General features: G+C 46.2%; 26 protein-coding genes and 1 other RNA gene. 20 read left to right on the top strand and 7 right to left on the bottom strand.

Annotated elements, in window-relative coordinates:
* The first annotated feature begins 6 nt into the window (after positions 1-6).
* The 8 genes from MUG09_RS07975 (at position 7) to MUG09_RS07940 (ending at position 5,727) form a co-directional block, all read left to right on the top strand.
* A complete protein-coding gene (locus MUG09_RS07975) occupies positions 7-1,185 on the top strand; it encodes a phosphoglycerate kinase (RefSeq protein WP_244775224.1) in 1,179 nt (392 codons plus the stop codon).
* Between the two features lies 1 nt (position 1,186).
* Positions 1,187-1,939: a triose-phosphate isomerase gene (tpiA, locus tag MUG09_RS07970; protein ID WP_244775223.1), complete on the top strand. Its 753-nt coding sequence runs from the start codon at positions 1,187-1,189 to the stop codon at positions 1,937-1,939.
* Positions 1,940-1,956: 17 nt separating this feature from the next.
* Positions 1,957-2,301, top strand: a complete 345-nt coding sequence (gene secG / locus MUG09_RS07965) for a preprotein translocase subunit SecG (RefSeq protein ID WP_244775222.1) — start codon at positions 1,957-1,959, stop codon at positions 2,299-2,301.
* A 73-nt stretch (positions 2,302-2,374) separates the two neighbouring features.
* Complete coding sequence (locus MUG09_RS07960) at positions 2,375-2,788, top strand: flavodoxin family protein (RefSeq protein WP_244775221.1); 414 nt, start codon at positions 2,375-2,377, stop codon at positions 2,786-2,788.
* Positions 2,789-2,847: 59 nt separating this feature from the next.
* Positions 2,848-3,894: a peptidylprolyl isomerase gene (locus MUG09_RS07955; RefSeq protein ID WP_244775220.1), complete on the top strand. Its 1,047-nt coding sequence runs from the start codon at positions 2,848-2,850 to the stop codon at positions 3,892-3,894.
* 1 nt (position 3,895) lies between these two features.
* Complete coding sequence (gene nusB, locus MUG09_RS07950) at positions 3,896-4,354, top strand: transcription antitermination factor NusB (RefSeq protein WP_244775219.1); 459 nt, start codon at positions 3,896-3,898, stop codon at positions 4,352-4,354.
* The gene (gene map / locus MUG09_RS07945; RefSeq protein WP_244775216.1) at positions 4,335-5,090 is read left to right on the top strand and encodes a type I methionyl aminopeptidase; all 756 of its coding nucleotides are present in this window, start codon (positions 4,335-4,337) and stop codon (positions 5,088-5,090) included. The genes nusB and map overlap by 20 nt, the downstream gene beginning before the upstream one ends.
* A 16-nt stretch (positions 5,091-5,106) precedes the next feature.
* Positions 5,107-5,727 carry a phosphoribosyltransferase gene (locus MUG09_RS07940; protein ID WP_244775214.1) on the top strand — a complete coding sequence of 207 codons (621 nt, stop codon included), beginning with the start codon at positions 5,107-5,109 and terminating at the stop codon, positions 5,725-5,727.
* On the opposite strand, the gene MUG09_RS07935 is transcribed toward MUG09_RS07940, so the two are convergent.
* On the bottom strand, positions 5,721-6,242 hold the full coding sequence (locus tag MUG09_RS07935) for a hypothetical protein (RefSeq protein WP_244775211.1): 522 nt from the start codon (positions 6,240-6,242) through the stop codon (positions 5,721-5,723). The genes MUG09_RS07940 and MUG09_RS07935 overlap by 7 nt on opposite strands.
* A gap of 103 nt (positions 6,243-6,345) precedes the next feature.
* On the opposite strand from MUG09_RS07935, the gene MUG09_RS07930 reads away from it, so the two are divergent.
* From MUG09_RS07930 to MUG09_RS07905, 6 genes are all read left to right on the top strand, one after another.
* The gene (locus MUG09_RS07930) at positions 6,346-6,993 is read left to right on the top strand and encodes a DUF624 domain-containing protein (RefSeq protein ID WP_244775209.1); all 648 of its coding nucleotides are present in this window, start codon (positions 6,346-6,348) and stop codon (positions 6,991-6,993) included.
* A gap of 181 nt (positions 6,994-7,174) precedes the next feature.
* Positions 7,175-8,491, top strand: coding sequence for an extracellular solute-binding protein (locus tag MUG09_RS07925; protein WP_244775207.1), 1,317 nt, complete (start codon positions 7,175-7,177; stop codon positions 8,489-8,491).
* Positions 8,492-8,571: 80 nt separating this feature from the next.
* Positions 8,572-9,477: a carbohydrate ABC transporter permease gene (locus MUG09_RS07920; RefSeq protein WP_244775205.1), complete on the top strand. Its 906-nt coding sequence runs from the start codon at positions 8,572-8,574 to the stop codon at positions 9,475-9,477.
* Positions 9,467-10,354, top strand: a complete 888-nt coding sequence (locus MUG09_RS07915; RefSeq protein WP_244775202.1) for a carbohydrate ABC transporter permease — start codon at positions 9,467-9,469, stop codon at positions 10,352-10,354. Before MUG09_RS07920 ends, MUG09_RS07915 begins: the two co-directional genes overlap by 11 nt.
* Positions 10,355-10,365: 11 nt before the next feature.
* Positions 10,366-11,085 (top strand): glycerophosphodiester phosphodiesterase, encoded by a 720-nt coding sequence (locus tag MUG09_RS07910; RefSeq protein WP_244775200.1) that lies wholly within the window; start codon positions 10,366-10,368, stop codon positions 11,083-11,085.
* Positions 11,078-11,986 carry a ComEC/Rec2 family competence protein gene (locus tag MUG09_RS07905; RefSeq protein WP_244775198.1) on the top strand — a complete coding sequence of 303 codons (909 nt, stop codon included), beginning with the start codon at positions 11,078-11,080 and terminating at the stop codon, positions 11,984-11,986. Before MUG09_RS07910 ends, MUG09_RS07905 begins: the two co-directional genes overlap by 8 nt.
* 64 nt (positions 11,987-12,050) lie before the next feature.
* Here MUG09_RS07905 and MUG09_RS07900 read toward each other — a convergent pair whose 3' ends face one another.
* Both MUG09_RS07900 and MUG09_RS07895 read right to left on the bottom strand, forming a co-directional pair.
* The gene (locus MUG09_RS07900) at positions 12,051-13,247 is read right to left on the bottom strand and encodes a hypothetical protein (protein WP_244775196.1); all 1,197 of its coding nucleotides are present in this window, start codon (positions 13,245-13,247) and stop codon (positions 12,051-12,053) included.
* A gap of 11 nt (positions 13,248-13,258) precedes the next feature.
* Positions 13,259-13,849 carry a TP0733 family outer membrane beta-barrel protein gene (locus MUG09_RS07895; RefSeq protein ID WP_244775194.1) on the bottom strand — a complete coding sequence of 197 codons (591 nt, stop codon included), beginning with the start codon at positions 13,847-13,849 and terminating at the stop codon, positions 13,259-13,261.
* A 205-nt stretch (positions 13,850-14,054) separates the two neighbouring features.
* Here MUG09_RS07895 and folD point away from each other — a divergent pair, with 205 nt between their 5' ends.
* The 5 genes from folD (at position 14,055) to MUG09_RS07870 (ending at position 18,738) form a co-directional block, all read left to right on the top strand.
* Positions 14,055-14,936 carry a bifunctional methylenetetrahydrofolate dehydrogenase/methenyltetrahydrofolate cyclohydrolase FolD gene (folD, locus tag MUG09_RS07890; protein ID WP_244775192.1) on the top strand — a complete coding sequence of 294 codons (882 nt, stop codon included), beginning with the start codon at positions 14,055-14,057 and terminating at the stop codon, positions 14,934-14,936.
* On the top strand, positions 14,936-16,237 hold the full coding sequence (gene miaB, locus MUG09_RS07885) for a tRNA (N6-isopentenyl adenosine(37)-C2)-methylthiotransferase MiaB (protein WP_244775190.1): 1,302 nt from the start codon (positions 14,936-14,938) through the stop codon (positions 16,235-16,237). The genes folD and miaB overlap by 1 nt, the downstream gene beginning before the upstream one ends.
* A 16-nt stretch (positions 16,238-16,253) precedes the next feature.
* The gene (locus MUG09_RS07880) at positions 16,254-17,054 is read left to right on the top strand and encodes an NAD-dependent protein deacylase (RefSeq protein ID WP_244775188.1); all 801 of its coding nucleotides are present in this window, start codon (positions 16,254-16,256) and stop codon (positions 17,052-17,054) included.
* 248 nt (positions 17,055-17,302) lie between these two features.
* Positions 17,303-17,680: a transfer-messenger RNA gene (gene ssrA / locus MUG09_RS07875) on the top strand.
* A gap of 92 nt (positions 17,681-17,772) precedes the next feature.
* The gene (locus MUG09_RS07870; protein WP_244775187.1) at positions 17,773-18,738 is read left to right on the top strand and encodes a calcium/sodium antiporter; all 966 of its coding nucleotides are present in this window, start codon (positions 17,773-17,775) and stop codon (positions 18,736-18,738) included.
* A gap of 9 nt (positions 18,739-18,747) precedes the next feature.
* Here the strand turns inward: MUG09_RS07870 and MUG09_RS07865 are convergent, their stop codons facing one another.
* Positions 18,748-19,479, bottom strand: a complete 732-nt coding sequence (locus tag MUG09_RS07865; RefSeq protein ID WP_244775186.1) for a metallophosphoesterase family protein — start codon at positions 19,477-19,479, stop codon at positions 18,748-18,750.
* Positions 19,480-19,643: 164 nt separating this feature from the next.
* Between MUG09_RS07865 and MUG09_RS07860 the strand changes: the two genes are divergently transcribed.
* Positions 19,644-20,750, top strand: a complete 1,107-nt coding sequence (locus MUG09_RS07860) for an SLC13 family permease (protein ID WP_280529396.1) — start codon at positions 19,644-19,646, stop codon at positions 20,748-20,750.
* On the opposite strand, the gene MUG09_RS07855 is transcribed toward MUG09_RS07860, so the two are convergent.
* The 3 genes from MUG09_RS07855 to MUG09_RS07845 form a co-directional block, all read right to left on the bottom strand.
* A complete protein-coding gene (locus tag MUG09_RS07855; protein WP_244775184.1) occupies positions 20,682-21,677 on the bottom strand; it encodes a tyrosine-type recombinase/integrase in 996 nt (331 codons plus the stop codon). The two genes, MUG09_RS07860 and MUG09_RS07855, sit on opposite strands and share 69 nt — an antisense overlap.
* Before the next feature lie 910 nt (positions 21,678-22,587).
* On the bottom strand, positions 22,588-23,058 hold the full coding sequence (gene smpB, locus MUG09_RS07850) for an SsrA-binding protein SmpB (protein ID WP_244775182.1): 471 nt from the start codon (positions 23,056-23,058) through the stop codon (positions 22,588-22,590).
* A complete protein-coding gene (locus tag MUG09_RS07845; RefSeq protein WP_244775180.1) occupies positions 23,059-24,510 on the bottom strand; it encodes a formylglycine-generating enzyme family protein in 1,452 nt (483 codons plus the stop codon).
* Positions 24,511-24,521 lie beyond the last annotated feature (11 nt).

The following is a 24,521-nucleotide window of genomic DNA, read 5'->3' as shown; positions in this document are numbered from 1 at the left end:
AAACCTATGATTCTTAATACTATTCGGGAGTGTGATTTCTCCAACAAGAAAGCCTTGGTACGTGTAGATTTCAATGTGCCGTTGAAGGATGGAGTGGTAACAGATGATACCCGTATCCAGGCAGCTCTTCCTACGATCAACTATTTGCTCGAGAAGGGCGCCTCGGTGGTGGTGATGAGCCATTTCGGAAGACCCAAGGGAAAGAAGAACCCTGAATTCTCCATGGCCCCCATTGCTAAACGCTTTTCTGAACTTCTGGGTAAACCCGTGGTGCTTGCCAAGGATGTTATTGGCAGTGAAGTCGCCGCTCAGGTCGCCGCTTTGAATAAGGGTGATGTACTGTTGCTTGAGAATGTCCGCTTCTATGCAGAAGAGGAAGCAAACGATCCTGAATTTGCAAAGAGTCTGGCCGCTTTTGGTGATGTCTATGTCAACGATGCTTTCGGCACCGCCCACCGTGCACATGCCTCTACTGAAGGAGTTGCACACTACCTGCCTTCCTATGCCGGTTTCCTGATCGAAAAGGAAGTCAAGTTCATGGCTCCGCTGCTTGAGAATCCCGACAAGCCGTTTGTGGCGATAATCGGAGGTTCAAAGGTCTCCAGTAAGATCAGCGTGCTTGAGAGTTTGGTCCGAACCTGCAATACCATTGTAATCGGTGGGGGTATGGCATATACGTTCCTTGCCGTCCAAGGTCACAGCATCGGCAAGAGTTTGGTTGAAGAGGACTACAAGGAGACTGCAGCCTCCTTCCTTGCGAAAGCAAAGGAGAAAGGTGTACAGGTCATTCTTCCTGTTGACCATCTCTGCGGTGAAGAGTTCAAGGAAGATACTGCTGTAATCAAGGTTGACAGCGCCGACATCCCCCAAAACTTGATCGGCATGGATATCGGGCCGAAAACCGTCGAGCTAATAGTTGCTGCGGTAACAAAGGCTAAGAGTGTTGTGTGGAACGGTCCAATGGGTGTGTTTGAGTTCAACTCGTTTGCCAACGGGACGCTTACCGTTGCAAAAGCTCTTGCGCAAAGCAGTGCAACAACCGTTGTAGGTGGAGGCGACTCAGTGGCAGCCATCAACAAATTCGATCTCGCAGATAAAATCAGCCACGTCAGTACCGGCGGTGGCGCCTCCCTCGAGTTCCTCGAAGGCCAGGTGCTTCCTGGTATCAAGGCTTTGGAGAAATAAGATGAGAAAACACTATATTGCAGGCAACTGGAAAATGAATATGACCCCCAGCGAAGGCGCCGCCTTCGCCAAGGAGTTGGTAAGCGCACTGAAAGGCTCGACGACGAAGGTCATGATCGCTCCTCCGTTTGTGACTATTCCTGCTGTTGTTGAGGCCGTGAAAGGCTCTTCGATTATTGTCGCCGCCCAGAATATGAGCGACAATCTCAACGGTGCATTTACCGGTGAAGTGAGCGCACTGATGCTCAAGGACCTTGGCGTGAATACCGTCATTCTTGGCCACAGTGAAAGAAGATCCTTGTACGGGGAGACCGACCAGTTCATCAATAAAAAAGTGTTGTTGGCGCTTTCTCAGGAGATGGATGTGGATCTGTGCATCGGTGAGACGCTTTCTGAACGAGAGGGTGGTAAACTTGAGGAAGTCTTGACCAGACAGGTTACTGAAGGACTCAAGGGTGTATCCGAGCAGCAGATGAAGCGAATCACCTTGGCCTATGAGCCGGTTTGGGCTATTGGAACCGGGAAGACCGCAACTCCCGAGGATGCTGATGCAGCTCATGCTTTTATCCGCTCTCTTATTGCAAAACTCTATACAAAGGGTGTTGCAGAAGAGCTCATTATACAGTATGGTGGTTCAGTGAAGGCTTCGAATGCGAAAGCCTTGATGTCCAAGGAACATATCGATGGTGCATTGGTGGGTGGGGCTTCACTTTCTGTGGAGCAATTTCTTCCGATTGTCAACTTCGATAAGTAAGTAACCGGAGTAGAGAAATGGGTGTTTTGAGCATTATTCTGTTGGTCTTATTCGTGATTGTCAGCCTGCTTTTGATCTTCCTTGTTGCAGTACAAGATGAGCAGAGTGAAGGCTTGGGTGGCATTTTTGGTGGTGGAAGCAATACCGCCTTTGGTTCACACGCAAGCAGTGTTGTAACGAAGGCCACGGGGACGCTTGCCGTACTCTTTTTGGTACTGGCTCTCGTAGTAGCCTTTGTCAACAAGACTCCGTCTCAAGACAAACTGCTCGACTCCGTAACCACTGAACAGGTACAGCAGACAACCGACTGGTGGAATGCCAGTGAAGCTGCAGCCGCTGGTGAAGTACCCAGTACCAACTAGGACGGTAGCAACGTTCTAACTAGTGACTACCGGCCGCGTAATTGCGGTCGGTAGCTGTTTCAAGGGAGGTATCATGCGAGTTTGTGTCCTGTATGCACCAGCTGCAAAAGGCAATGAGAAGATGAAGGCGATAGCCAAAGCGCTCAGTGAGGGGATTTCAGCCCAGGGGCACCAAGTGGACGTGCTTGATATGACCCTTGAGACGGGTAAAATCGTCTCCTTTTACGATTATCTGATTATCGGTACGGAAAGCCCGACCTTCTTTGGTGGAAAAATCCCAAACTCGGTGTCCGGCTTCCTGAAAACTGCAGGCAGTATTTCCGGTAAGCGGTGCATGGCATTTATTACCAAGGGTGGAGTACGATCGATGAAAACCTTGCAGACACTGATGAAAGCCATGGAGAAAGAGGGAATGTTCCTCAAAAAGAGCGAACTGATTTCCAAAGTTGATTTTGCCAAGGCTGTTGGCAAACATCTACAGATTTGATTGATTCTCTTCCTGTAAAAGAGTACCTTGTGAGCATGAAGACCCTAGGAGTATCGTATATGAAACGTAGAGCAATTGTTATCGCAGTCATGCTGCTTGTCGGTTTTCACCTTGTTGCCGCCACTATCGGAGCACCTGCTGCAACCGTCAGACTTACGAAAACCACCCCGATCAGCATGGCTGAGCTTGATGCCGAAGTTGCTGAATATCAACAGAGTGCAAAAACGGCAGGACAGGATCCCTCCACCATCGATCCCCTGCAGGTTTTAAACCTTCTTATAAACAATGAACTCTTCCGTCAAGGCGCAGCCCGTGATGGAGTCAAGATTACCGATAGTATGATCGATAGCGCGTATGCTTCCCAGAAAGCAAATTTGGAAGCATCCTACGGGCAGAACATCAGCGATGAACAGTTCTCCGAGGTAATCAAGAACAACTTCGGATCGGTGGAAGCATATCGCAAGATGGTAGGTGAGCAATTGATGGTGGATTCGTATGTCAGGCTGAAGAAGGCCGATGTATTGAACAAGCCTGTTTCAATAACCGACACTGAAATCAATAGTTTTTATCGGAAGAACAGGACTCAGTTCGTAAGTCCTGAGACTGTAAAGCTCAGCCACATCTATATTCCCTTTTCCGCCGACCAGGCAACCAATGACAAGAATAAGGCGACGTTGGATGAGGTGGCGGCAAAAATCAAGGCTGGAACGATGACATTCGAAAAGGCTGTCGTCGATTATTCGCAGGATGCACAGAGTAAGAATAAAGCCGGTGATATCGGCTGGCTCACCATGGACAACACCGATGCCCAGGCCGGGCTCGGCGATGCATTCTTCGATGTTGCCTTCACAACCGATGTAGGGACCACGAGCCCGGTAGTCACCTCGCTGACCGGCTATCACATCCTCAAGGTGCTGGCGTACAATGAGACCAAGATTCTTGGACTTGATGAACCGATCAGTCCCAATACCACCAGTACGATTCGTGATTACATCAGAAGCGAACTTACTTCCGCAAAACAACAGGAGACATATTATCAGGCCATCAATGGTTTGGTTGATGATTTGCGTAAGAGCGCCACGGTGAACATCCTTTACAAGAAGTAATATGAAAACGAGACATAAAGCACGAGAATTGGCACTGCAGACACTGTACGCCATGGATTTCAACAAGGAACTCGACATTCTCCACATTCCCGCCATATTCAGCGGGAATACGGAGGAAGAGTATGAGCAGCTTGAGGAAGAGGTTAAACTGTACGGCATGTACCTGGTTCGCGGGACGCTGGAGAACCTCGTCGAGATAGATGAACTCATCAGTAAATACTCTCTGAACAGGCCTCTGGAGCGTATCGACATCGTCGATCGCAATGTGTTGCGGATGAGTGTATTCTGCCTGCGTTACGGGGATATCCATCCACACATCATCATCGATGAAGCTGTAAAGCTCAGCCAGGATTTTTCAACAGAAGTGAATTATAAGTTCATCAACGGAATTCTTGATACAATGCAAAAACAGCTGTTTCCCGTGAAGGAGCATATCAGGCATGATACGTTTGAAGACTGAAGAACAGATCAAAAGGATTCGCGAATCGTGTCATCTGACCGCACGTTTGATGCAGCAACTTTCAAGTTTCATCGAGCCGGGAATGTCCACATGGGATATTGATCAGTATTGCTATGATTTCATAACCAGGCACAAAGGTGTTCCAGCGTTTCTCCATTATGAAGGATTTCCGGCAACCGCCTGCATTTCAGTCAATGAAGAGGTGATTCATGGTATTCCGTCCAAAAAAACCATAGTCAAGGAAGGAGATTTGGTTGACGTCGATCTGGGGATCAACCTTGATGGTCACTATTCCGATATGGCACGGACCTTCATTATCGGGAAAACCAAGGACGAGTACAGAAAACTATGTGAAGTCACCGAACAATGCCTGGTACTTGGAATAGAAGCGGCCTCTGCAAAAAATGCAAGAATCCAGGATATCGGCGCTGCTGTGTACAAGCACGCCACCAAGCACGGCTATGGTGTCGTTCGCGACTATTGCGGTCACGGTGTAGGGTTGGATGTGCATGAGGAGCCCGAGATACCCAACTACACATCATCGTATCTACCAAACCCCCGCCTTCGTGAAGGAATGGTTTTAGCGATCGAGCCTATGATCAATCTGGGTACCCACAAGGTGAAGGTGCTGGCCAATGATTGGACGGTAGTCACCCTTGATGGGTTGCCATCTGCACATTTTGAGGATACTGTTGCGTGTACACAAAATGGGCTGGAAATCTTAACAGTAGTCTGAGAGCCGAGGAGAAGCTATGGTAATCAAGGAATTCATCAGTTGTGACACAATTCGCGACAGTGCATTGAAGCTTGCGCATCAGATGTACAAACAAGACCGCTTTGTGCCCGATATTATCTACGCTTCCTTACGCGGCGGTGCATACATGGCCAACGTGTTCAGTGAATATTACAAAATGGTTCGTATCCGTGAGCAGGGAAGACCTGTCTTTTATGCTGCGGTTGTTGCCCGTTCCTATGGTTTTTTAAGAAGCCAGACAAATGTCATGGTCGATGGTTGGACCTATTCTCCCGAACATTTGCGCACCGGTGACAAGATTCTGCTTGTCGATGATATTTTTGATACCGGTAAAACGGTGAATGCCCTTGCACAGATCATTATGCAGAAAGGCATTCCCCGTGAGGATATCAAGATTGTCGTGTTCGACTACAAGGTGCCGCTCTATAAAAAGGAAGAACCGCTTCCAATCCAGCCGGATTACTACTGCAGAAAACATATTCTCAACAGTCCTGATGATGAACGATGGATTCATTACAACTGCCACGAGTTCCTTGGCTTGAGCTCGCAGGAAGTCGATGAGCAGTTCACCGATCCGGAGGTCAGGGAAATTCTCCACGAAGTCCGGGGCGATCAGTAGAGAGGAAACAGGTACTGTAGAAATGTGATGAGCGCCTGAGTATGCGGTACGCTTTGAGGTATTGCCATATAAAATGGCGTAGAAGGTTCATACCTGCTTTGAGTCAAATCAAGCAGGTATTCTTTTTCTTGGCCATCAATTGATTCAGCAACTTTAAGAAATGGGGCAAGATGCTCCAGCAGCCCGGGTCTTTGGGAAAGCAGGGTGGGAAAGTCGAGCATCGGCAGCCCTTTTACATAGTGCTCGACTACATTCAGAGGAGCTATCAGGGCGTCGAGTTCCTTTGCAGCCATATAAGCATAGATTTTAGAAAGGCTCGACTCCACATAATGGTCGCTGCTGCCAAGTACCACATACAGAGAATCATCGACGATGATGCGTTCATCAGATTGAATGGAGAATACTGAAGCCAGCTCCGATTCGATGCGTTTTGCCTCAAACACATCCTGGTCGTCGTTTGCAACAAACAACTGGAGCACGATTGTTTTTGTCCGTTGGATAAGCAAGTCAGCCACATAAACAGCAACAAGCAAACCAACAAGTAGTAGTAGTATTTGGATGATACTGGGTCTCTGAAACCGTTTCACGCGTATGTTGCCTCACTTTTCCATTCCACGTATGATACTATCTATCTTCATCAATGAAAAGCGAGGTATATCGGTGGACATCCAGACAATCTTCGACCCTGATAACGCAGTGTGGTCCTTTCTGATGAAGCTCTACTCCCTCGCTCTGGCCGGGTTGCTCTGGTTTATCTGCAGTCTTCCCATCATCACCCTGGGACCTGCAACAATAGCTCTATTTACGTATTGTTTTGCACTCTTGGATGGTCGCGAATCATATCTGTTACGGACATTCTTCTCAACGTTTGCTTCGTCTTTCAAGCAAGGGATTGTCGTTACCATCATAGTGCTGGCCGCAACGGTATTTTTAGCCTTTGATGCGTGGTTCTTTCTTAATACGATCCCATTTCTCTTTTTTGCTGCAGTTGCTCTTTACGTATTGTTGTTGTTTCCGAGTCTACATATCTTCGCCCTCATGAGTGTGCAGGAGAAAACGATAAAGGAACATTGTACACGAGCGTTCATCCTTTCGATCACCCATATTGCCACAACCATTACTGTACTTGTAGTGATAGTACTTTGGTTTTTAAGCATATACGCTCTTCCTGCAACAATTATCTTTTCAGCAGGACCCGCTTGTATTGTGGTTTCCATGTTTCTCAGATTGTTGTATAAACGGATTGGCGCTTATGTAATTAATTAAATCTATATAAGCAATTATCTGTTTCACAGTAAGGCATATGTTTAAATTAGCTTAATATATATAAAATTATACATAAATATTTAACACATTTTAACATGGTAATTCACAAATTTACTTTGACATATGGGCCGGTCCAACGTAGACTGTCTCATGGGATAACCCCACACAAGGAGAACGTTAGATGAAAAGATTTGTACTTTTGTCGGCAACCTTGCTTCTCGTAATGGGCATGGTGTTTGCAGGAGGCGCTGCAGAAACAAAGGCAGCACCCGCTGCTCCAGCTGTTTCGTATGAAGTAACCGAACCGATTACCATTGAATGGTGGCATGCACTGGAACAGCAGTATTGGCCGTTGGTTGATGAGATTGTTGGTGGATTCAACACCACCCATCCCTTGATCAAAGTCGAAGCCAAGTACATCGGCAACTACACAACACTCAATGAGACGTTGGTTGCGGCCCATGCAGCAGGTACCGGCCTTCCTGCCCTCAGTGCAGCAAATACTCCGTATGTAGCAGAGTATGGCAAGGGTGGTTTGACTGAGAATTTGACTCCATACATCAAGGCTACCGGTTACGATATCGATGATTTCGGTTCTGGTATGATTACTGCCACCAGCTATGAGGGCAAGCAGGTCACCGTTCCGTTCCTCATCTCAACCCAGGTCATGTACTACAACAAGACCATGGCTGATAAGGAAGGAATCGTCATTCCTGCCAAAATCGATGACATGGAAGCATTCCTTGCAAAGGCTACCAAGAAAGCAGCCGACGGCACAACCACCCGCTGGGCCACCATCATTCCTGGTTGGGACCAGTGGTATTTCGAGACCTTCTATCTCAACAGCGGTGTAAAGATTGTGAACGATGATCGTATCAGCACAGATCTTGCCGGTCCTGCTGCAACCGCTCTTACCAAGAAGTTCCAGGATTGGGTCAACAAGGGTTACACCTACTGGGCTTCAGGTACCAGTGCTTCTTCCAACATGAGACAGAATTTCATCGACCAGAAGGCTTTCTCCGTCATTCACACCAGCTCGCTGTATAACACCTATGTCAATTTGGTGAAGGACTTTGAAGTTGGAATGGCATGGCTTCCTGCGGGCGATACCAAAATCAGTGAGATCGGCGGCAGCGTCCTGCTCATCCCTGCAAAGAACGACCAGAAAACCAAGAATGCCGCATGGGCTTTCCTGCAGTACCTGATCGGAAAGGATGTCAACATGAAGTGGGCTGATGGAACGGGTTATATTCCGACCAGAAACTCCGTGCTCACCTCGAGCGAAGGTCAGGAGTTCCTGAACAGGAAGCCTGCTTTCAAGGCAATCTTCGATAATCTCGATGAGATCAATCCCCGCATTCAGCATCCGGGTTGGAACCAGTTGGCTACCATCTGGAAATCCTACCTCGACCAGATTATGATTGAAGGAGTTGATGTAGACAGTCACCTGACGATGATGGCTGAAGAGATCAACGAAGTCCTCGAAGACTCTGAATAGGCGTATTTGCATTACATTGCCGTCCGGTGTAAACCGGGCGGCATTATCTCTTTTCAATTGGATAAGGATACACAATTACAATGAAACAGCAAAAATCCTTGCATAGACGAATACAGGAAGGTAAAGATTTAGGAACGGTATTACCTGCGTTGTTGTTCCTGGGTATATTTGTCTACTATCCGGTAGTACAGGTGATACGCATCAGTTTCACCAACTGGAATCTCATCAACGACAATTATTCGTATGTCGGGATGAAAAATTGGATCTGGCTGTTCCAAGGGTCAGGTACAAAATATCTGCTCAATTCACTGAAAGTAACAGCCTTATATACCCTTGGGGAGCTTGCCATCACCATAATCGGTGGCATGATGTTCGCAATCATACTCAATCGGATCACCACGAGTTTTTCAATAATGCGCGCTTTGGTCTTCTTACCAAAATATGTGGCCATGTCCAGCGCCGCTGTCGTATTCATTTGGATACTCAATACCCAAAACGGTATTTTAAACTATTTTTTGGAACAGATAGGGCAGAACCGGGTCAATTGGCTTGGTGATAAGAATAGGGCCCTGGGCTCCATTCTTATGCTGACAGGTTGGAGAACCGTCGGCTATGGCATGATGATATACATAGCATCGATGCGGGGTATCAGCAAGAACTACTACGAAGCAGCTTCCATTGATGGTGCGAGTAAGTTTGTACAGTTCACCCGAATCACGTTGCCGCTTCTTTCGCCGACAACGTTGTTCCTCTTTGTCACAACATTTATTTCAGCGATGAAGGTATTCCAATCGGTTGACGTCTTGACCGGAGGCGGTCCCTATAGGTCCACTGAAGTGATTGTGTTCATGATCTACAAATATGCAATGGAAGACTTCAGAATGGATCGTGCTTCCACCATTGCAGTATTCTTCTTCGTCGTCCTGCTTGCAATTACCGCAGCCACGATGAGGATTTCAAACAAGAGGGTGAATTATGACGCATGAACCTCTTTCCCAAGAGCAGGCGATTTTGCTCAACCAAAGGGCGATTGCGAAACGCAAAGCAGCAACCGTCCTTCAATATGTGTTTGCTGTCGGTGTTACTCTCTTTATGATTTTCCCGCTCTACTGGATGTTCATTACCAGCGTAAAGTCACAGGAAGAGGTTTTGCTTGCACTGCCTACATTCTGGCCCAAGGAGTGGCATTTCGAGAATTACAGTAACGTACTCAGCCGGGCAAATTTCAGCAAGTACTACTATAACACCATTGTGATGACGGCAGGCATTCTGTTCAGCCAGGTGGTAACGGGAGTATTGGCTGCTTATGGGTTCTCAAAGGGCCGATTCAAGGGGCAGAAGATTTTGTTTCTTCTCGTTCTCGGAGCTTTGATGATTCCTCTGCAGGTTACCTTCATCCCCTTGTACATAATGTTCGCCAATTGGAAATTAACCGATACCTTTTTGGGCCTTATTCTTCCCGAGATGGTCAGCCCGTACTACATCTTCATGATGCGTCAGGCTTTTCTTACGGTTGATGATTCTTATATCGAGGCGGCTAAGCTCGACGGCATGGGAAGACTTGGTATTATCACCCGTGTTTTGGTTCCGATGTGCAAGTCCACCTTGATTACCATTACCTTGGTTACGTTCACGAATGGCTGGAACTCGTATTTCTGGCCGAAGATCATAGCCAAGAATGAAACAAGAAGGGTGTTGACGGTTGGTCTGGTTCATCTGCGCAACACATTCGCAGGACTCGATACGATGAATAATCATGAGATCATGGCTGGTGCCGTGCTCGCAGTTCTTCCCGTAATTGTCCTGTTCTTCATTTTCCAAAAGTATATGCTTACCGGTTATGAAAAAACCGCAATGAAATAAGGAAGGTTTATATGAGAGTCTTCGCACATCGGGGATACAGCGGGTTGTATCCTGAAAACACAATGTTGGCGTTCGATAAGGCACGAGAAGCTGGATGCAAGGCAATGGAACTCGATGTGCATCTCTCCAAGGACGGGGAGCTGGTCATCATCCATGATGAGATGCTAGACCGGACAACCAATGCAAAAGGTTTGGTCTGCTCCCATACTTTGGCTGAATTACAAGCTTTCAATGCCGGCACGGAGGAACAATTTCAAGCCATTCCCAGTCTTGATACGTATTGCCGGTGGGCGAAGCAACATGGGATTTTCACCAATGTAGAGATTAAGACCAATTTGATTTACTATCCTGGCATTGAAGAAAAGGTGTTGGCTTTGCTTGAGAAGTATAATTTGATTGAGCAAACCCTGATAAGTTCTTTTAATCATGGCTCTGTTATCAGGATGCGTCAACTGTGCGAAAGTATGCAGTGTGCTTTCTTAGTCGGCGGCAGGGGACTTGCCAATGTCGGCAGCTATGCAAAGAATTTCAAGGTGGAGTACTACCATCCGGATGGAGCTTTTCTCACGAAGGCTGCCGTTGACGAGTGTAAGGATCAAGGTGTCGGGGTAAATGTGTGGACGATCGATGACTTGGGGCTGTTGCATAAGATGATTACCTGGAACGTCGATGGTGTGTTCACCAATCACTGTGCTCCCGTCCTTGCTCTGCTGGGAGAAAAGCATGCATAAGAGACGATTTCTTTCTCTCATTCTCATAGTCTGTATTTCAGTATCACTGTTCGCATCGGTGCATCTGACCAGGGAGAACGGTGCTCTTGCTCTCTATTTTCTTGATTTAGAGGTAAGTCCTGAAGCTGTTGACAAGAGTGGCGACTCTACGATTCTCATCAGTCCGGAAGGGAAGGTGATGCTTCTTGATAGCGGCCACCCTGAGAGTGCTCATTTGGTTATAGATGCCTTGGAAGCGCTTGATGTGAAGACTATAGACATCTTTGTTGCTTCACACCCGCATATCGACCACATTGGAGGTTTTCCACAGGTGGCTGCAAGGTTTGCGGTGAAGCAGGTGTATCGTTCGTCTCTTGAGTATGGTACCAATGTGAATCAGGCAGCCCTTCAGGCGATGGAGCAGTACAACCTGCCGGTCACCATACTCAGTGAAGGTGATTCTTTCATGTTTGGTGACTACGTCAAGGTGGATATCTACAATCCTCCGAAGGAAATTACGTATCCGAAGAATTACCCTGACAATTCCACCCAATTCATCAACAACCAATCACTTGCGATGAAACTTACATATGGAGAGTCGACGGCTTGGTTCTCGGGTGACCTGTATATGGCGCAAGAGCGCACTCTGATTACCAAATACGGTGAGCTGTTGCAAGCTGATGTGGCGAAAGCAAATCATCATGGCGGTGATACCTCGAACAGCCTGAGATGGATCAAGAACCTCAACGCCAGGATCGTTGTTGCCATGCATGACCAGCTCGACAGCATGACCGTCTACAACAACTACAAGCGCTATGGAGCAGAGTATCATCTGACTCTCAACGATGGCTTGATCAAGGTTGTAATGGATGACAAGAAGAATTATCAGGTATTTGATACCAAAGATAGCTGGATGAACTAAAAGCCATCAAGAACTAGAAAAAAGAACACCCCAGGGAGGAATCCTTGGGGTGTTGTTACGTTCCCTATAATGTACTATATAGGGTGAAGTCTTGATATTCCTCAGATTGGCTGGATCTACCGTTGTTACTGCTATCTTGGTTGGCTGTATCAACTTTAATTCCAATTTTAAATAAACCATTTTCATTCGTTGCAATTAATAAGGTATCTATGCCTGAATTACTGCCTAGATACAATGTGCTTACAATTTCAGCAGAGAATAAGTATTCTCCGTATCCACTACGAATTGAATTAGTTGATGTTACGTTTGCTGCGATGGAACCTTTGGGAAAACTATACACAAAAAGTGCATCATTTTTACTAGATGATTTTGTAATGATGTGAGTATTTGTTGTTCCTTCTGCCATATACATAAACCCATGCACATCATATGTTTTTGCAGCATCATACATCTCGACGAAAGCCCCGGTGGCTGTTCCTCCGTATAGTTCCCCAAGTGTTGTTATGATGTAGATGTTAGAAGATGTATCTATGGAGAAACCAGCTAAACGCTTATCGCTAAAAGTAGAAGGTAATTCCTGTCTAGTGGTGCCATCATAGAAAACATGCCTGTATATATTCTTTGTGGCATTATCAACAAAAGAAATTATTACTGGAGAAGTAGTACTGAGAAGAGACTGTTCGAAACCCGATTCTTGAATAACTGATACTAAACTGTAGCCATCCATTTCCGGGAAAGTGATTTTTGAGGTTGTTGTTCCCGATCCATACTGTCCCAATGCATATAGTGTTTTGGTTGCATCAGCAGCTGAGGTTCCTTGCAACATAACCAATCCATTGGGATATAAGTTTACGATTCTAACTGTTTCACTTGGATCGAGAGCCCCATCTGTTGGAGTGATCACGGTAACAGAATTCGGACTACCAACATTAAAAATATTGATACTCACAGAATCTTCATTTGTCAGATATGCGACTTCCGTTGAAGCAGTATCGTAAAATGTCGATTGAATGATCTCATCTTTAACACTGGATTTAAGAGGATCATTGGGACTTTTGTAAATTCCTTTAGTAGTAGAGTAATACAGAACAGTTTTCGTTGCATCAAGCCCTAACAGCTGTTTATACTGTATCCCCACAGGCTTGGTGGACTCGCTGATCTGCCTGAACAAACCAGCTGAAGCATCGGCATTACAGCCAGTAATTACCAGAAGTGCTGCAAGAATTGAAAAAAGAATACTATATGTCCGCTTTGTCTTCATGGTTGCTGCTCCTATTGTCTATATGTAATGGAAAGCGTGAGAGGAATGAAGCCGGCAAGGGCATTATCCTGTTTGAGTGCATCGTCGTAGTTGAACTCAGGAATCAGCCAAAGCCCGGTAGTCAATCCAAATCCCCAATGATCGCCGGGATACCAAGTAAGTCCAACCTGCATATTGGCGAACAGAGTCATCAGGGAGGCATCGTTGTACTTGATGTACGCCCCGCCGAGGCCGAATGAAATAGGAAGGTCCAATTGGCCTTGGACCGGGAAGAACGAATATTTGGCATAGAAGGGAACAGCGGTGAAAAGCATGTTGGATGCCGAAAAGTTGAAATCGTATCCGATCTCACCACCGATTGCCGATGTAGGGGAATTGAACACCTGATAACTAATAGCTCCATAACCACCGATCTTGGCACCGGTATTGCCCTCTCCAAGACCTGCACGGAACTCATTGTCCTCAAAAAAATAAGTGAATGTGGGAAACGATGTGCCCAGGGTAAAGGAGAACATCTGGTTTCCCTTGTCATAATAGGGAACGGCAAAAGCCGACGTGATGGCTATAGACATCAATACTACAAGCAGAAGGAATTTTTTCATTCAATACCTCAATGTACGTAGAGAACAACTCATATGAATGTTCCGTTACAATAAGCGTTGGTAAGACTATACCCGATACAAAGCGGTATGCATACCTGCTTGCAGTATAGTAAGTGTCTAGCCGAAAGGCAAATCCCATTGTAGGGTTTGTTGCCAAAAACAAACGTTTTAGGGTACTGTACTCTTTGAACGTGAGGAGAAAGCGATGCAGATACTAACAGGAAAAGAAGTAGCGGAAAAAGTATACGAAACACTGCAATCCGATTGCAACGCATTTGTGGAGAAGTATGGTTTTCCCCCAACGTTGGCTGTGATTCTCGTAGGGACCGATCCGGCAAGCCAGAGTTATGTGCAGGGCAAAAAACAGGCTTGCCTCTCTCTTGGGTTCGGCCATCGCGATTATCATCTCGATGCAGAAACAAGCCAAGATGAACTGCTTGAGCTTATTCATACATTGAACAATGATCCTTCGGTCCATGGTATCCTCGTACAAATGCCGCTTCCCCCTCATTTGGATGCCGACCTGGTAATACAGAACATCAAGGTGGAAAAGGATGTCGACGGATTTCATCCGCAGAATGTAGGAAATCTTCTGATCGGAAAACCAGGCTTTATCAGTTGCACGCCGCTTGGTGTATTACATATTTTGGATTACTACGCCCTCTCCTGTGAAGGAAAGCATGTTGTCGTGCTTGGCCGCAGCAACATCGTAGGCAAGCCCATGGCGAGCCTGTTGATGCAAAAGGGCAGGGATGCAACGGTAACCATCTGCCACTCCAAGACGGAAGAGCTTGAACAGATTACCAAACAAGCCGACATTCTCATTGCAGCCATTGGCAAACCGCTGTTTGTGACCGAATCCATGGTCAAAGAGGGCTGTATTGTCATCGATGTCGGAATCAATCGTGTAGAAGACCCCAGTCGAAAACGTGGCTATCGACTGGTCGGGGATGTGGACTATGAACACGTTGCTCCCCATTGCAAGGCCATTACTCCGGTTCCCGGTGGGGTCGGGGTCATGACCATAGCCATGCTCATGAAAAACACTATGCAAGCAGCTTTACAGCTTGCACAGAAGGAAATGTAATGATTCATACCTATTGGCTGGAAACCTATGGTTGCCAGATGAACGTAGCTGAAAGCAATGCACTGGAACTTCAGCTCAAAGGGGCAGGACTGGTGCCGGCAGAAAAAGCAGAGGATGCAGACTGCGCCATACTCAATACTTGCACGGTGCGCAAAAGCGCCGACAACCGCATATGGGGAAGACTCGGATTCTTCACCCATATAAAAAGTAAAAAGCCCTTGACCCTGATTGTTACAGGCTGCATGGCTGAACGTCTTCAAGAAGACCTGAAGGATGAAGCCCCGCAAATCGATTATGTAATTGGTACCAACGACAAACAAAGAATCGTAGATATTCTCACATCAGTGGATGGGAAAATGGACGAGCACTCCCACTCCTACACCTTCGGCACCTCATATTATCAGGAAGGTGAATTCAGTTCCTACATCCCCATCATGAACGGATGCAACAACTTCTGCGCCTACTGCATTGTTCCCTATGTGCGTGGCCGAGAGGTTTCACGTCCTGTTGAAGATATTCTGAAGGAGCTCGCATTCCTGGACTCAAAGGGTGTCAAGGAAGTGACACTGCTTGGACAAAACGTCAACAGCTACCACTACATTGAAGCGGATGGGCAGGTCGTCAACTTCCCAAAGTTGCTGAAAAGAATCTGCAGTGAGAAGAATTCCATCAAATGGATACGTTTTGACAGCCCTCATCCCAAGGACTTCTCACAGGAACTCATACAGGTGATCAAGGAAGAAAAGCAGATTGCCAGACACCTGCACATGCCGCTGCAAAGCGGCTCTTCACGCATTTTGTCCTTGATGAACCGAAAGTATTCGCGTACACAGTTTCTATCGCTCATAGACGATCTGAGGCTTGCTGTTCCATCCATAACGTTCTCCACCGATGTAATGGTGGGCTTCCCCTCTGAAACAGAGGAGGAATATCAGGAGACGCTTTCTGTCCTCTCGCATATGCGGTGTCTTGAAGCTTTCATGTATTACTATAACCCTCGTGAAGGCACAAAGGCTGTTGAAATGCAGGAGCAGATCGATGAGGAGGAGAAGGGAAGGCGGCTTCAGGCCATGATTGAGTTCCAGCATGCTATCTTTGCCAGGGAAAAACAAAAACGGATTGGCTCGATGGTTGAAGTACTGGTAACACAGGTTTCGAAACATGACCATAAGAACATGCTCGGAAAAACCGAACACAACGAAATGGTGGCTTTTCCCTCTACAGCCCGCATAGGGGAGTTTGTCGTTGTTCAGCTGACGTCTCTCTCCGGTAATACCTATACGGGTGTACAATGTCCCTAGCATAAGGAGTCCAAGGGTGGCGGAGAAAGAGGCGGTCTTTGCAAAGAAGTTTGAAATCCTCAAGGCGTTGATTAAAAATTCCCGATCGACGGTCGTGCTTACCGGCGCCGGCATCTCCACGCTCTCGGGCATACCCGATTTTCGCAGCTCCTCGGGAGTGTACGCCACCACGTGGAAATCTTACCAGGTGGAGGAGATCCTCAGCATCTCTTTTTTCAAACATAATCCGGAAATCTTCTATGCATGGGCCAAAGAATATTGGTACAAGCTTGATGATTATAAACCAAATACGGTACATACAGCTTTGGCTCTGCTTGAACAGAAGGGATACCTTGAAGGTCTCTTCACCCAGAACATCGATATGCTTCACAAGAAAGCGGGAAGCAGGAAATGTTATGAGGTTCATGGAAGTGCTGAGCATCATCACTGCACCAACTGCAATGCATACTACTCCTACCACTGGGTTGCACCAATCGTACTAACCGGACAGGTTCCACGATGCACCGAGTGCGGTTCTGTGATCAAGCCCGACATCGTGTTTTACGGAGAAAACCTTGATGGCTTCACCCTCAGCAGAGCCTATGAGATGTTCAATCATGCCCATCTGTGCCTGGTTTTGGGTTCCTCCTTGGTTGTTCAACCTGCAGCATCTTTTCCTGCATATACCGTGCATCGGGGAGCCCCGTTGGTTATAGTAAACGCACAAAAGACCAGCTTTGATGGTTCGGCCACGCTTCGGTTTACAGACCTGCAGCAATTCTCTGAGGCCCTTGAAAAGTATTTGGTTGCCTTGGAACCTCGAAAACTATTGGTTTGACTTTCATTCGTGTGCATTTGGCCGTACAATAAAGCACATGAAGGTACTGGTAGCAGACGACGAAGGCTCTCATTTGTGCACTTATACAATGAGATACGCTGGGCCTGAGTCTTGTAGCATAGCCTTTGATGGTATCCGCGCACTCTAGGCAACCAAAGAAAAGCAAGAATCGGGGAGGGAGAAATCCCTCCCTTGATTATTTGTTCAAGTATGAGTATAGTTTCATTACCTCGATGGAGTAATCCAAAGGGGGTGTTTCGGTTTCGACTGGCGGAAGATCAGGCCAGTGGCTGCAAGCGGAGCGCCAACTCCTTAAACTAGCAAAAACATTTAACTGCCAAAAAAGAAGACGAAGTCTCCTTCGACGCAGAATACGCCTTCGCTGCTTAACAGCACGATGACGTACAGGTCCGAATACTGCCGCTCTTAAGTATCGGTTCCCTGTAAAAGCAAGGGCTTACCCGCTCTAGTTCCTATGGAGAGAGGGGACACTAAAGTAGGATACAGAGGATGGACGTCTTGCCGGTGAACCCAACGTCCTCTGGAACATTTGATCACAGGCTAAGCTTGTAGACGTCCCTGGGTGGCACGTTAGGACGGGGGTTCGAATCCCCCCACCTCCAAAACACCGAAACCGGATTACTCACCAAATGAGTGGTCCGGTTTCTTTTGGAATTACTCTATGAAACCTTGTGTATGACCACAAGAAAGGATTTGTATGCTACTTCCCATCCTTGCCGTCGTCGGCGGCTTGATTGTCCTGGTTATCAGCTCCGACCGTTTTGTCGACGGAGCTGCAGCTACTGCTCGGTTTTTTGGAATGCCTTCCTTACTCATCGGTATGGTGATTGTCGGGTTTGGAACAAGCGCACCAGAGTTGGTGGTATCGATGCTTGCTGCAATGGATGGTAATCCTGGCCTCGCCATCGGAAATGCCTATGGTTCCAACATCGCAAACATTGCCCTGATATTAGGCTTGACTGCATTGCTCAATCCCGTACAGGTCAGTTCAAAAATCTTGAGAAAAGAGTTGCCGATTCTTACTTTCGTTACTTTGTTCTCTGGATTTCTCTTGTTGGATTTGGAACTATCCTTGTTCGACGCAGCATTGTTGCTTCTGCTGTTGGCGCTTCTGATGATTTGGACATTTTTCAATGGACTTAAGAAAGAACCTGATGCTTTGGCCGATGACATCGAGCGAGCTGTGCCTAAACCGATAAGTCTTCGGCGGGCCATGCTGTACCTGGTATTCGGTCTGCTCTTTTTAATTCTAAGCTCCCGTCTTCTCGTCTGGGGCGCTGTCGAAATTGCACAAATTTTTGGAGTGAGTGATTTGATAATCGGCCTGACAATCGTTGCGGTCGGAACGTCTTTGCCTGAATTGGCCTCCTCGATCCTTGCAGCCAAGAAAGGTGAACACGATATTGCCATTGGAAATGTCATCGGCTCGAACCTGTTCAATACAACAGCGGTAGTCGGTGTTGCCGGTGCGATTAAACCGTTTACGGTTGACAGCCTTGTTCTCAGCCGTGACATGGTGGTGATGACCATACTTACAATATCTCTCTTCATCATCGGCTACGGCTTCAGGAAGAACAGACAAGGCCGGGTGAACCGATTCGAAGGGGCCGGACTGCTGATTATGTATGCAATCTATACAACGGTTTTGATTTTCACCGCCTGATCAGAGTCCTCAATTCAACGGCTTGCCATACGTCAGTGCATATTGAAGTCGATCCAGTAGTTTGAATCCTTCCATTGCATGATCTACTTCCATCTGGTAGCGTTTGATATCATATTCAACCCTGCGAATCTTGCACTGCACACTGCCATCTGAAAGCGAGAGCAGAGCATAGCTTGCACGAACATCCCCGTCAAAAGAATACCCGACTGCACCTGGGTTGATGAATCGAATGCCGTTGCGTACGAAGTCGGCATGGATATGGGTATGACCACTGAGGACAAGTTCTACTTTCTCATCGGATAATTGCTTTGCAAATGCAGGTGAGAACGGTTGGTTTTGATAGATTCCTTCATCTACGCTGTACGGTGTTCCGTGGCAACACAAGACAGACAACCCTTCAAGCTCCATCCGTTTTACAGTAGGAAGGGTTGCGAGGTGTTTTTTCGCCTGCTCGTGCATGCGGATATGAGCATATTTGATGAGTTTGAGCAGATGTTCCTCTTTGGAGGATGTTCCGCTCAACTCAGCTATATGTTCCAAATTTTCATCGGTGTTGCCCTTGATGGCGACTATTGGTTTTTGTTCCATCAGCAGATCGTAACAAAGCTGTGGGTCCAAACCCATGAATATGAGATCTCCAAGAAAAATTATACTATCAGCGCCGGAGGCCTTAGCATCTGCGAGTACCGCTTCGAAGGCTCGTAGGTTTCCATGGATGTCACTGAGCACTGCACACTTCATCTTGCTACCTCCTCTGTGGTATATGCAAATACTCTACCATACGACCAAGTGCAAGAAAACCTTTGCACCCGCTCCTATGCACAATTTCTTGCTTTCAGAAAGTTTAGGACTCATTGCAAAAATACCGAAAGAGCAGTATTGTACCCTCGGTGAGGGTGGTGTGAATGAAAGCTCGCTCGATTCGTGCATTTTTACAGAAGGAACCTGTTTTAAGCATTGCCTTGGTTCTGGCGTGCATTTCCCTTTTTTTCGTGCCACCTAGTATGGGGTATATCGATTATATTGATTGGAAAACCCTTGGCTGCCTATTTGCCTTGATGCTCGTCGTCGCAGGTTTCAGGAAAATGTATCTGTTTACCAAGCTATCAACAATTCTTTTACGATATGCACATACACCCAGACAAGTAAGCATGATTTTGGTGGGGGTGACCTTCTTCTCATCCATGCTGGTGACCAATGATGTCGCCTTGATCACCTTCGTTCCGTTGACGATCGTTGTTTTCTCGTTATGCAAAGAGACTAGACCGATCCTGTTCACCGTCATACTGCAGACAGTGGCTGCCAATGTCGGCAGTTCTCTTACGCCGGTCGGTAATCCTCAGAACCTCTTCATCTATTCGTATTATCACATCGGACTTGGAGATTTCTTTCTTACCATGTTCCCATATGTATTTTCAGGCGGTGTCCTGGTAGGCCTCCTGCTACTCTTCATCCCCAAAGTCTCTCAGTCCTTCACCCTTCAGGTGCAGGAGACTCCTTCAATTGCCAAGGGAAAACTGATTCGATATACGCTTCTATTCCTGGTATCACTGGCCGCAGTATTTGATTTTGTTTCCTGGCCTGTTGCGGTCCTCATAGTGGTGGTTGCAAGTGAGAAGCTGCTCCTCAAGGATGTGGACTATTCTTTGCTCCTTACCTTTGTAGGTTTCTTTGTTTTTGTTGGTAATATCGGACACCTCAAGCAAGTTACCGACTCCTTGACAAGGTTATTGGAAAAACGTGAGTTCTTTGTATCCCTTCTTGCCAGCCAAATTATCAGCAATGTTCCTGCAACATTGTTGCTCGCCCAATTTACCGGCAATGCTACTGAACTCTTGAAAGGTGTGAATGCAGGAGGATGCGGCACCCTGATTGCATCCATGGCCTCGGTGATTTCCTTCAAGATTTTCGCCCACTACGAAGCCAAGCGAACGATTGTGTACCTAGGCTTCTTCACCATCGTCAATATACTCTTTGTCCTCTTGTTCCTGTTCATCCACTTGTTCTGGTGATAATGCGAACCCTTGCCCCAGCAATGGCAATATATTGTTCTGCTGTGCAAGGGCGACACTTTTCAAGCCGCGCTGACTTAAGTGCGTATAGAGATCACTCAGTTGCTGACTGCTGTGCCCGATGGTCATACGCAGTACATGTTCATCGACCGATCCCCGGAGTAGGGTATTAGCCATGTGTCGCAGGCTATGAAAGCTAATGTTTCTTTCCGCCAATGCAGATTTTGTGAATAGGGACGAACGTACAAGTTCCTGGGTGAATCGTTCGCTGAAGTAGTGGCTCGATACCACAGAACCATTTCTTTTGCTCCAGAATACCAATGACGGCATGGTAACGAATGGATTTTCCAATGCCAACTCCTTTAAAGCGGTGCACAGGAACTCAGGACAGGGGACATAACGCGTCTTTTTCCCTTTCGGTGCTTTTATTCCCGCCCTGTCTGCATAGGCTTGGTCAATGGTAATCATCTCACATCCAATAGCATCATACCTGAGTGCTCTCAGTTCCCCTGAACGCATTCCAGTCAGAAGAGCTACCAAACAAGCCAGATATATTCGTTTTTCACTCTTTTCTTTTGCATACTGCATGAAGAGAGCAAGTTCCCGCTCGCTAAGAATTCCCCTGGGCGTATGAATGCACGGCAAGCCTGCAATGAAGAGAGAAGTGGAAGATGGGATGTAGCCTTTTCGTTGTGCTTCCCGCAGTGCGGTTGAAACAGCTGTCATGCATATGTTGATCGTTGCATGATGTAAAACACCTTGTTCAACCAATTGAAGCTGCAATTGTTCAAGGATTCCTACTGTTACTTTAGAGAGTAACAGATTCTTGTCAAGCAAAGGAAACACATGGTTATCCAGGAGGTTTTTCCGTGTTCCTATGTAATCGATCGAGATACTGCCAGGTGATAAAGTATTTCTACGCTTCACATACTCACTCTCTTCCCAGGTATAAAAGTCCTGTAGGTAGGAGAGAAGTGTTCGTTCCTGTTTCTTTTCGAAGATCAATCCTTGTTCCAAAGCCTTTTGGCAGATACGAATAGCTTCATCCCTTCTCTTGATTGGGGCTGTCTCAATAATCCCAAGAGCCTTGCGCAGCGTCTCAACGCTTTTCTTATTCGTGCGTTTCCCGGTTGTTGGATCACGAAAAAGTGCATAATAATAGACTCTTTCACCTCGATATATTCTACAAAGCGTGTAGGGTGCAGGGCTCGCCATTGTGTATCTCCATTTGGACTATTTGTTCAACTTATTGTTCAATCGTATCAAATTTTTGAATACTATTAGAAACATTAAAAATATTTATATCTATATAATATAGTAGACTAAAACTTATTCTGTGTCGAGATTAATCTTATACATACTTACTTATATAGAGTAAGTATGTATAGTTATGTATAAAAATATATTTATATTATATATAATGTATATGCATATAAATTGTAGGTAATATCCATTTTTTTTATATAACATAATCTACCAAATTAGCAGTATATATATTTGATTATTGGATTTTATTTAACTATAAAATATTAAAAAATCCTTAATATAATATTTCTTGTGCTTAAAAACATATATATAATACTGGATGGTATATAAGATATATTCTATAATCTTGCATATTAATACATATACATAAATTTATACATTCCTACTAGTTATTTATGACATATCTATACATTATGTAATTTATAAATTCAATCTATCACCTTATCAGCAGTATTGATTCTTATAATTTTTTCTATTATAAACATTAGAAAATTTTTTCTTACATTTGGACAGAAAAAAACACCAAGAAATTGCTTCCTTGGTGTTCTCTTATGACTCCGATTGGATTCTTTTAGTACTGTAGCTGCTTGACTTCCCTGCGCATATCCCTGTTCAAATCACGTTCCTTGGTTGCGGCACGTTTGTCATGCAATTGTTTACCACGGCACAAGGATACTTGCACTTTCACCAAGTTGCCTCGAAGATAGATGGAAGTAGGGACGAGGGTAAAGCCTTTTTCTATTACCTTGCGCTTGAGCCTCTTGATCTCACTCTTGTGGGCAAGCAGTCTTCTGTTCCTGTTAGGGTCATGGTTATGGATGTTCCCATGTGTGTAGGGTTGTATGGTAAGTCCTACCAGAGTCAGCGTCCGGTCGGTGACTGTTACATAACTGTCGGCAAAACTAAAACGGCCTTCACGCAACGATTTCACTTCAGTACCCACCAAAGCAATGCCGCATTCCAAATCTTCTATGACTTCATAATTGAAGTAGGCCTTCTTGTTCTTCTGAAGCGGCTTGAATGTGTTCTTATCTTGTTTCATTTATTCATACCAGGCAACACGGAAACCGATGAGGTCTCCGCATGCATCGGGATCGACAACTCCAACGGTATTGGATGAGATGCTCTTCGCATCATTGAGGTAACTTCCACCTTTCACGATCGGCTGCGGGGGAAGACCGAAACTCCGATGCAAAGCATGAGCTTTCTGGTAATCCGTAATCCTTGCCAACGGAATATGCGTGGTTTGCGTCAGTTCCCAAACACCACCAAGTAGAGCAACCGGCTCCTTAAGCTGTGATGGAATAGGGGAAAGTGAGGCATCGAACTTCAAATTGTCATGACTTGCTGCAGCAAGCGTCCACATGCCCTCGGAGGGGAGGAAAACGGTTTTTCCGGTTTTCTCACTCAGCCATGCGCAAAAAGCTTGGGCGGCATAGTAACTTACATTATGGATGGGTCTATTGGTCACAAAAATAGTTGAGGGTGAAATGCCGGCCAAATATGCTTCATCGACCAAGCCTTGTTCTATAAGCGAGGAAAGATTGCCCTTCGCCCACATCGGATTTTCTTCCAAAAAAAGAGCCCATTGATATTGGTTGACCTCATAAGCAGATAGTGCAAAAGCAGGGGTGGTCATCTGTACACCTGCCTCATTGATTGCCGGATACGTATGTTCTGTGGAGCGTCCCATTACAAAACTCGTCTGAGGATACACGTACCCTGGAAGCACGAAGTCACCGGCGTTGAGGGATGTTTCTTGTTTGCGTATCGTGGGGGTTGTAAAGGACATTCCGACTGATGAAGTACCTGTTGTAAATAGGCTTTCTGCCGAGACGAGGATTTCCTGCATGAAGGAAGTCCGGCTTATCTGAGATGATTCAAGCGCCTCTTTGGCTTCTTCAAGCATGGTCTGATTGGAACTATATAAAAGAGCAAGCTCGAGTGCCTGTTGTGCCGTGTCTTGGTGGACATCCAAGGCCTTCAGGTCTGCGGCCAAATTGGAGTACACCGGTTCGTAGCGGGTAACCGCGTCGTACGAGAGAATGGCGCCGGCAGTCTGGATCTGTTCAAGATCATAGGAGATGATCTGTTTCTTTTGGTCGTCATCCAATTGTAAAGCCGGAACACCTACCTGCTTGGTACGATGAAAGAGCCAGGTCAAGAAGACCGGGTGGTCGACATCAAGCGTATGGGAAGCGTAGGCAACACCTCCCTTCATGTAGGTAACCTCATGCTCCCCGCTGCGTACGAAATATTGGTTGTCTGCAGCACCCAGATAGGTTCCATCGAGGACTACACCGCTCTCGGAGAGTGGGGCGGTGAAGGTGACGTACCGACCACCCTTGAGAATACCAGGGAGGTACGCAATACAAAAAAGAACAGCAAGGATGCAGATGGTGTAGAGAATAAGGAGATAGAGGCCGGGTCTCATCGAAAAAAGAACTGGCAGCTTCACCTCTTCTACATCAGGAAGAACGATACGTCTTTTCATACATAGTAAGG

The organism is Sphaerochaeta associata (genome assembly GCF_022869165.1).
GTDB lineage: Bacteria > Spirochaetota > Spirochaetia > Sphaerochaetales > Sphaerochaetaceae > Sphaerochaeta > Sphaerochaeta associata.
This window is presented reverse-complemented; position numbering and strand designations above follow the sequence as displayed.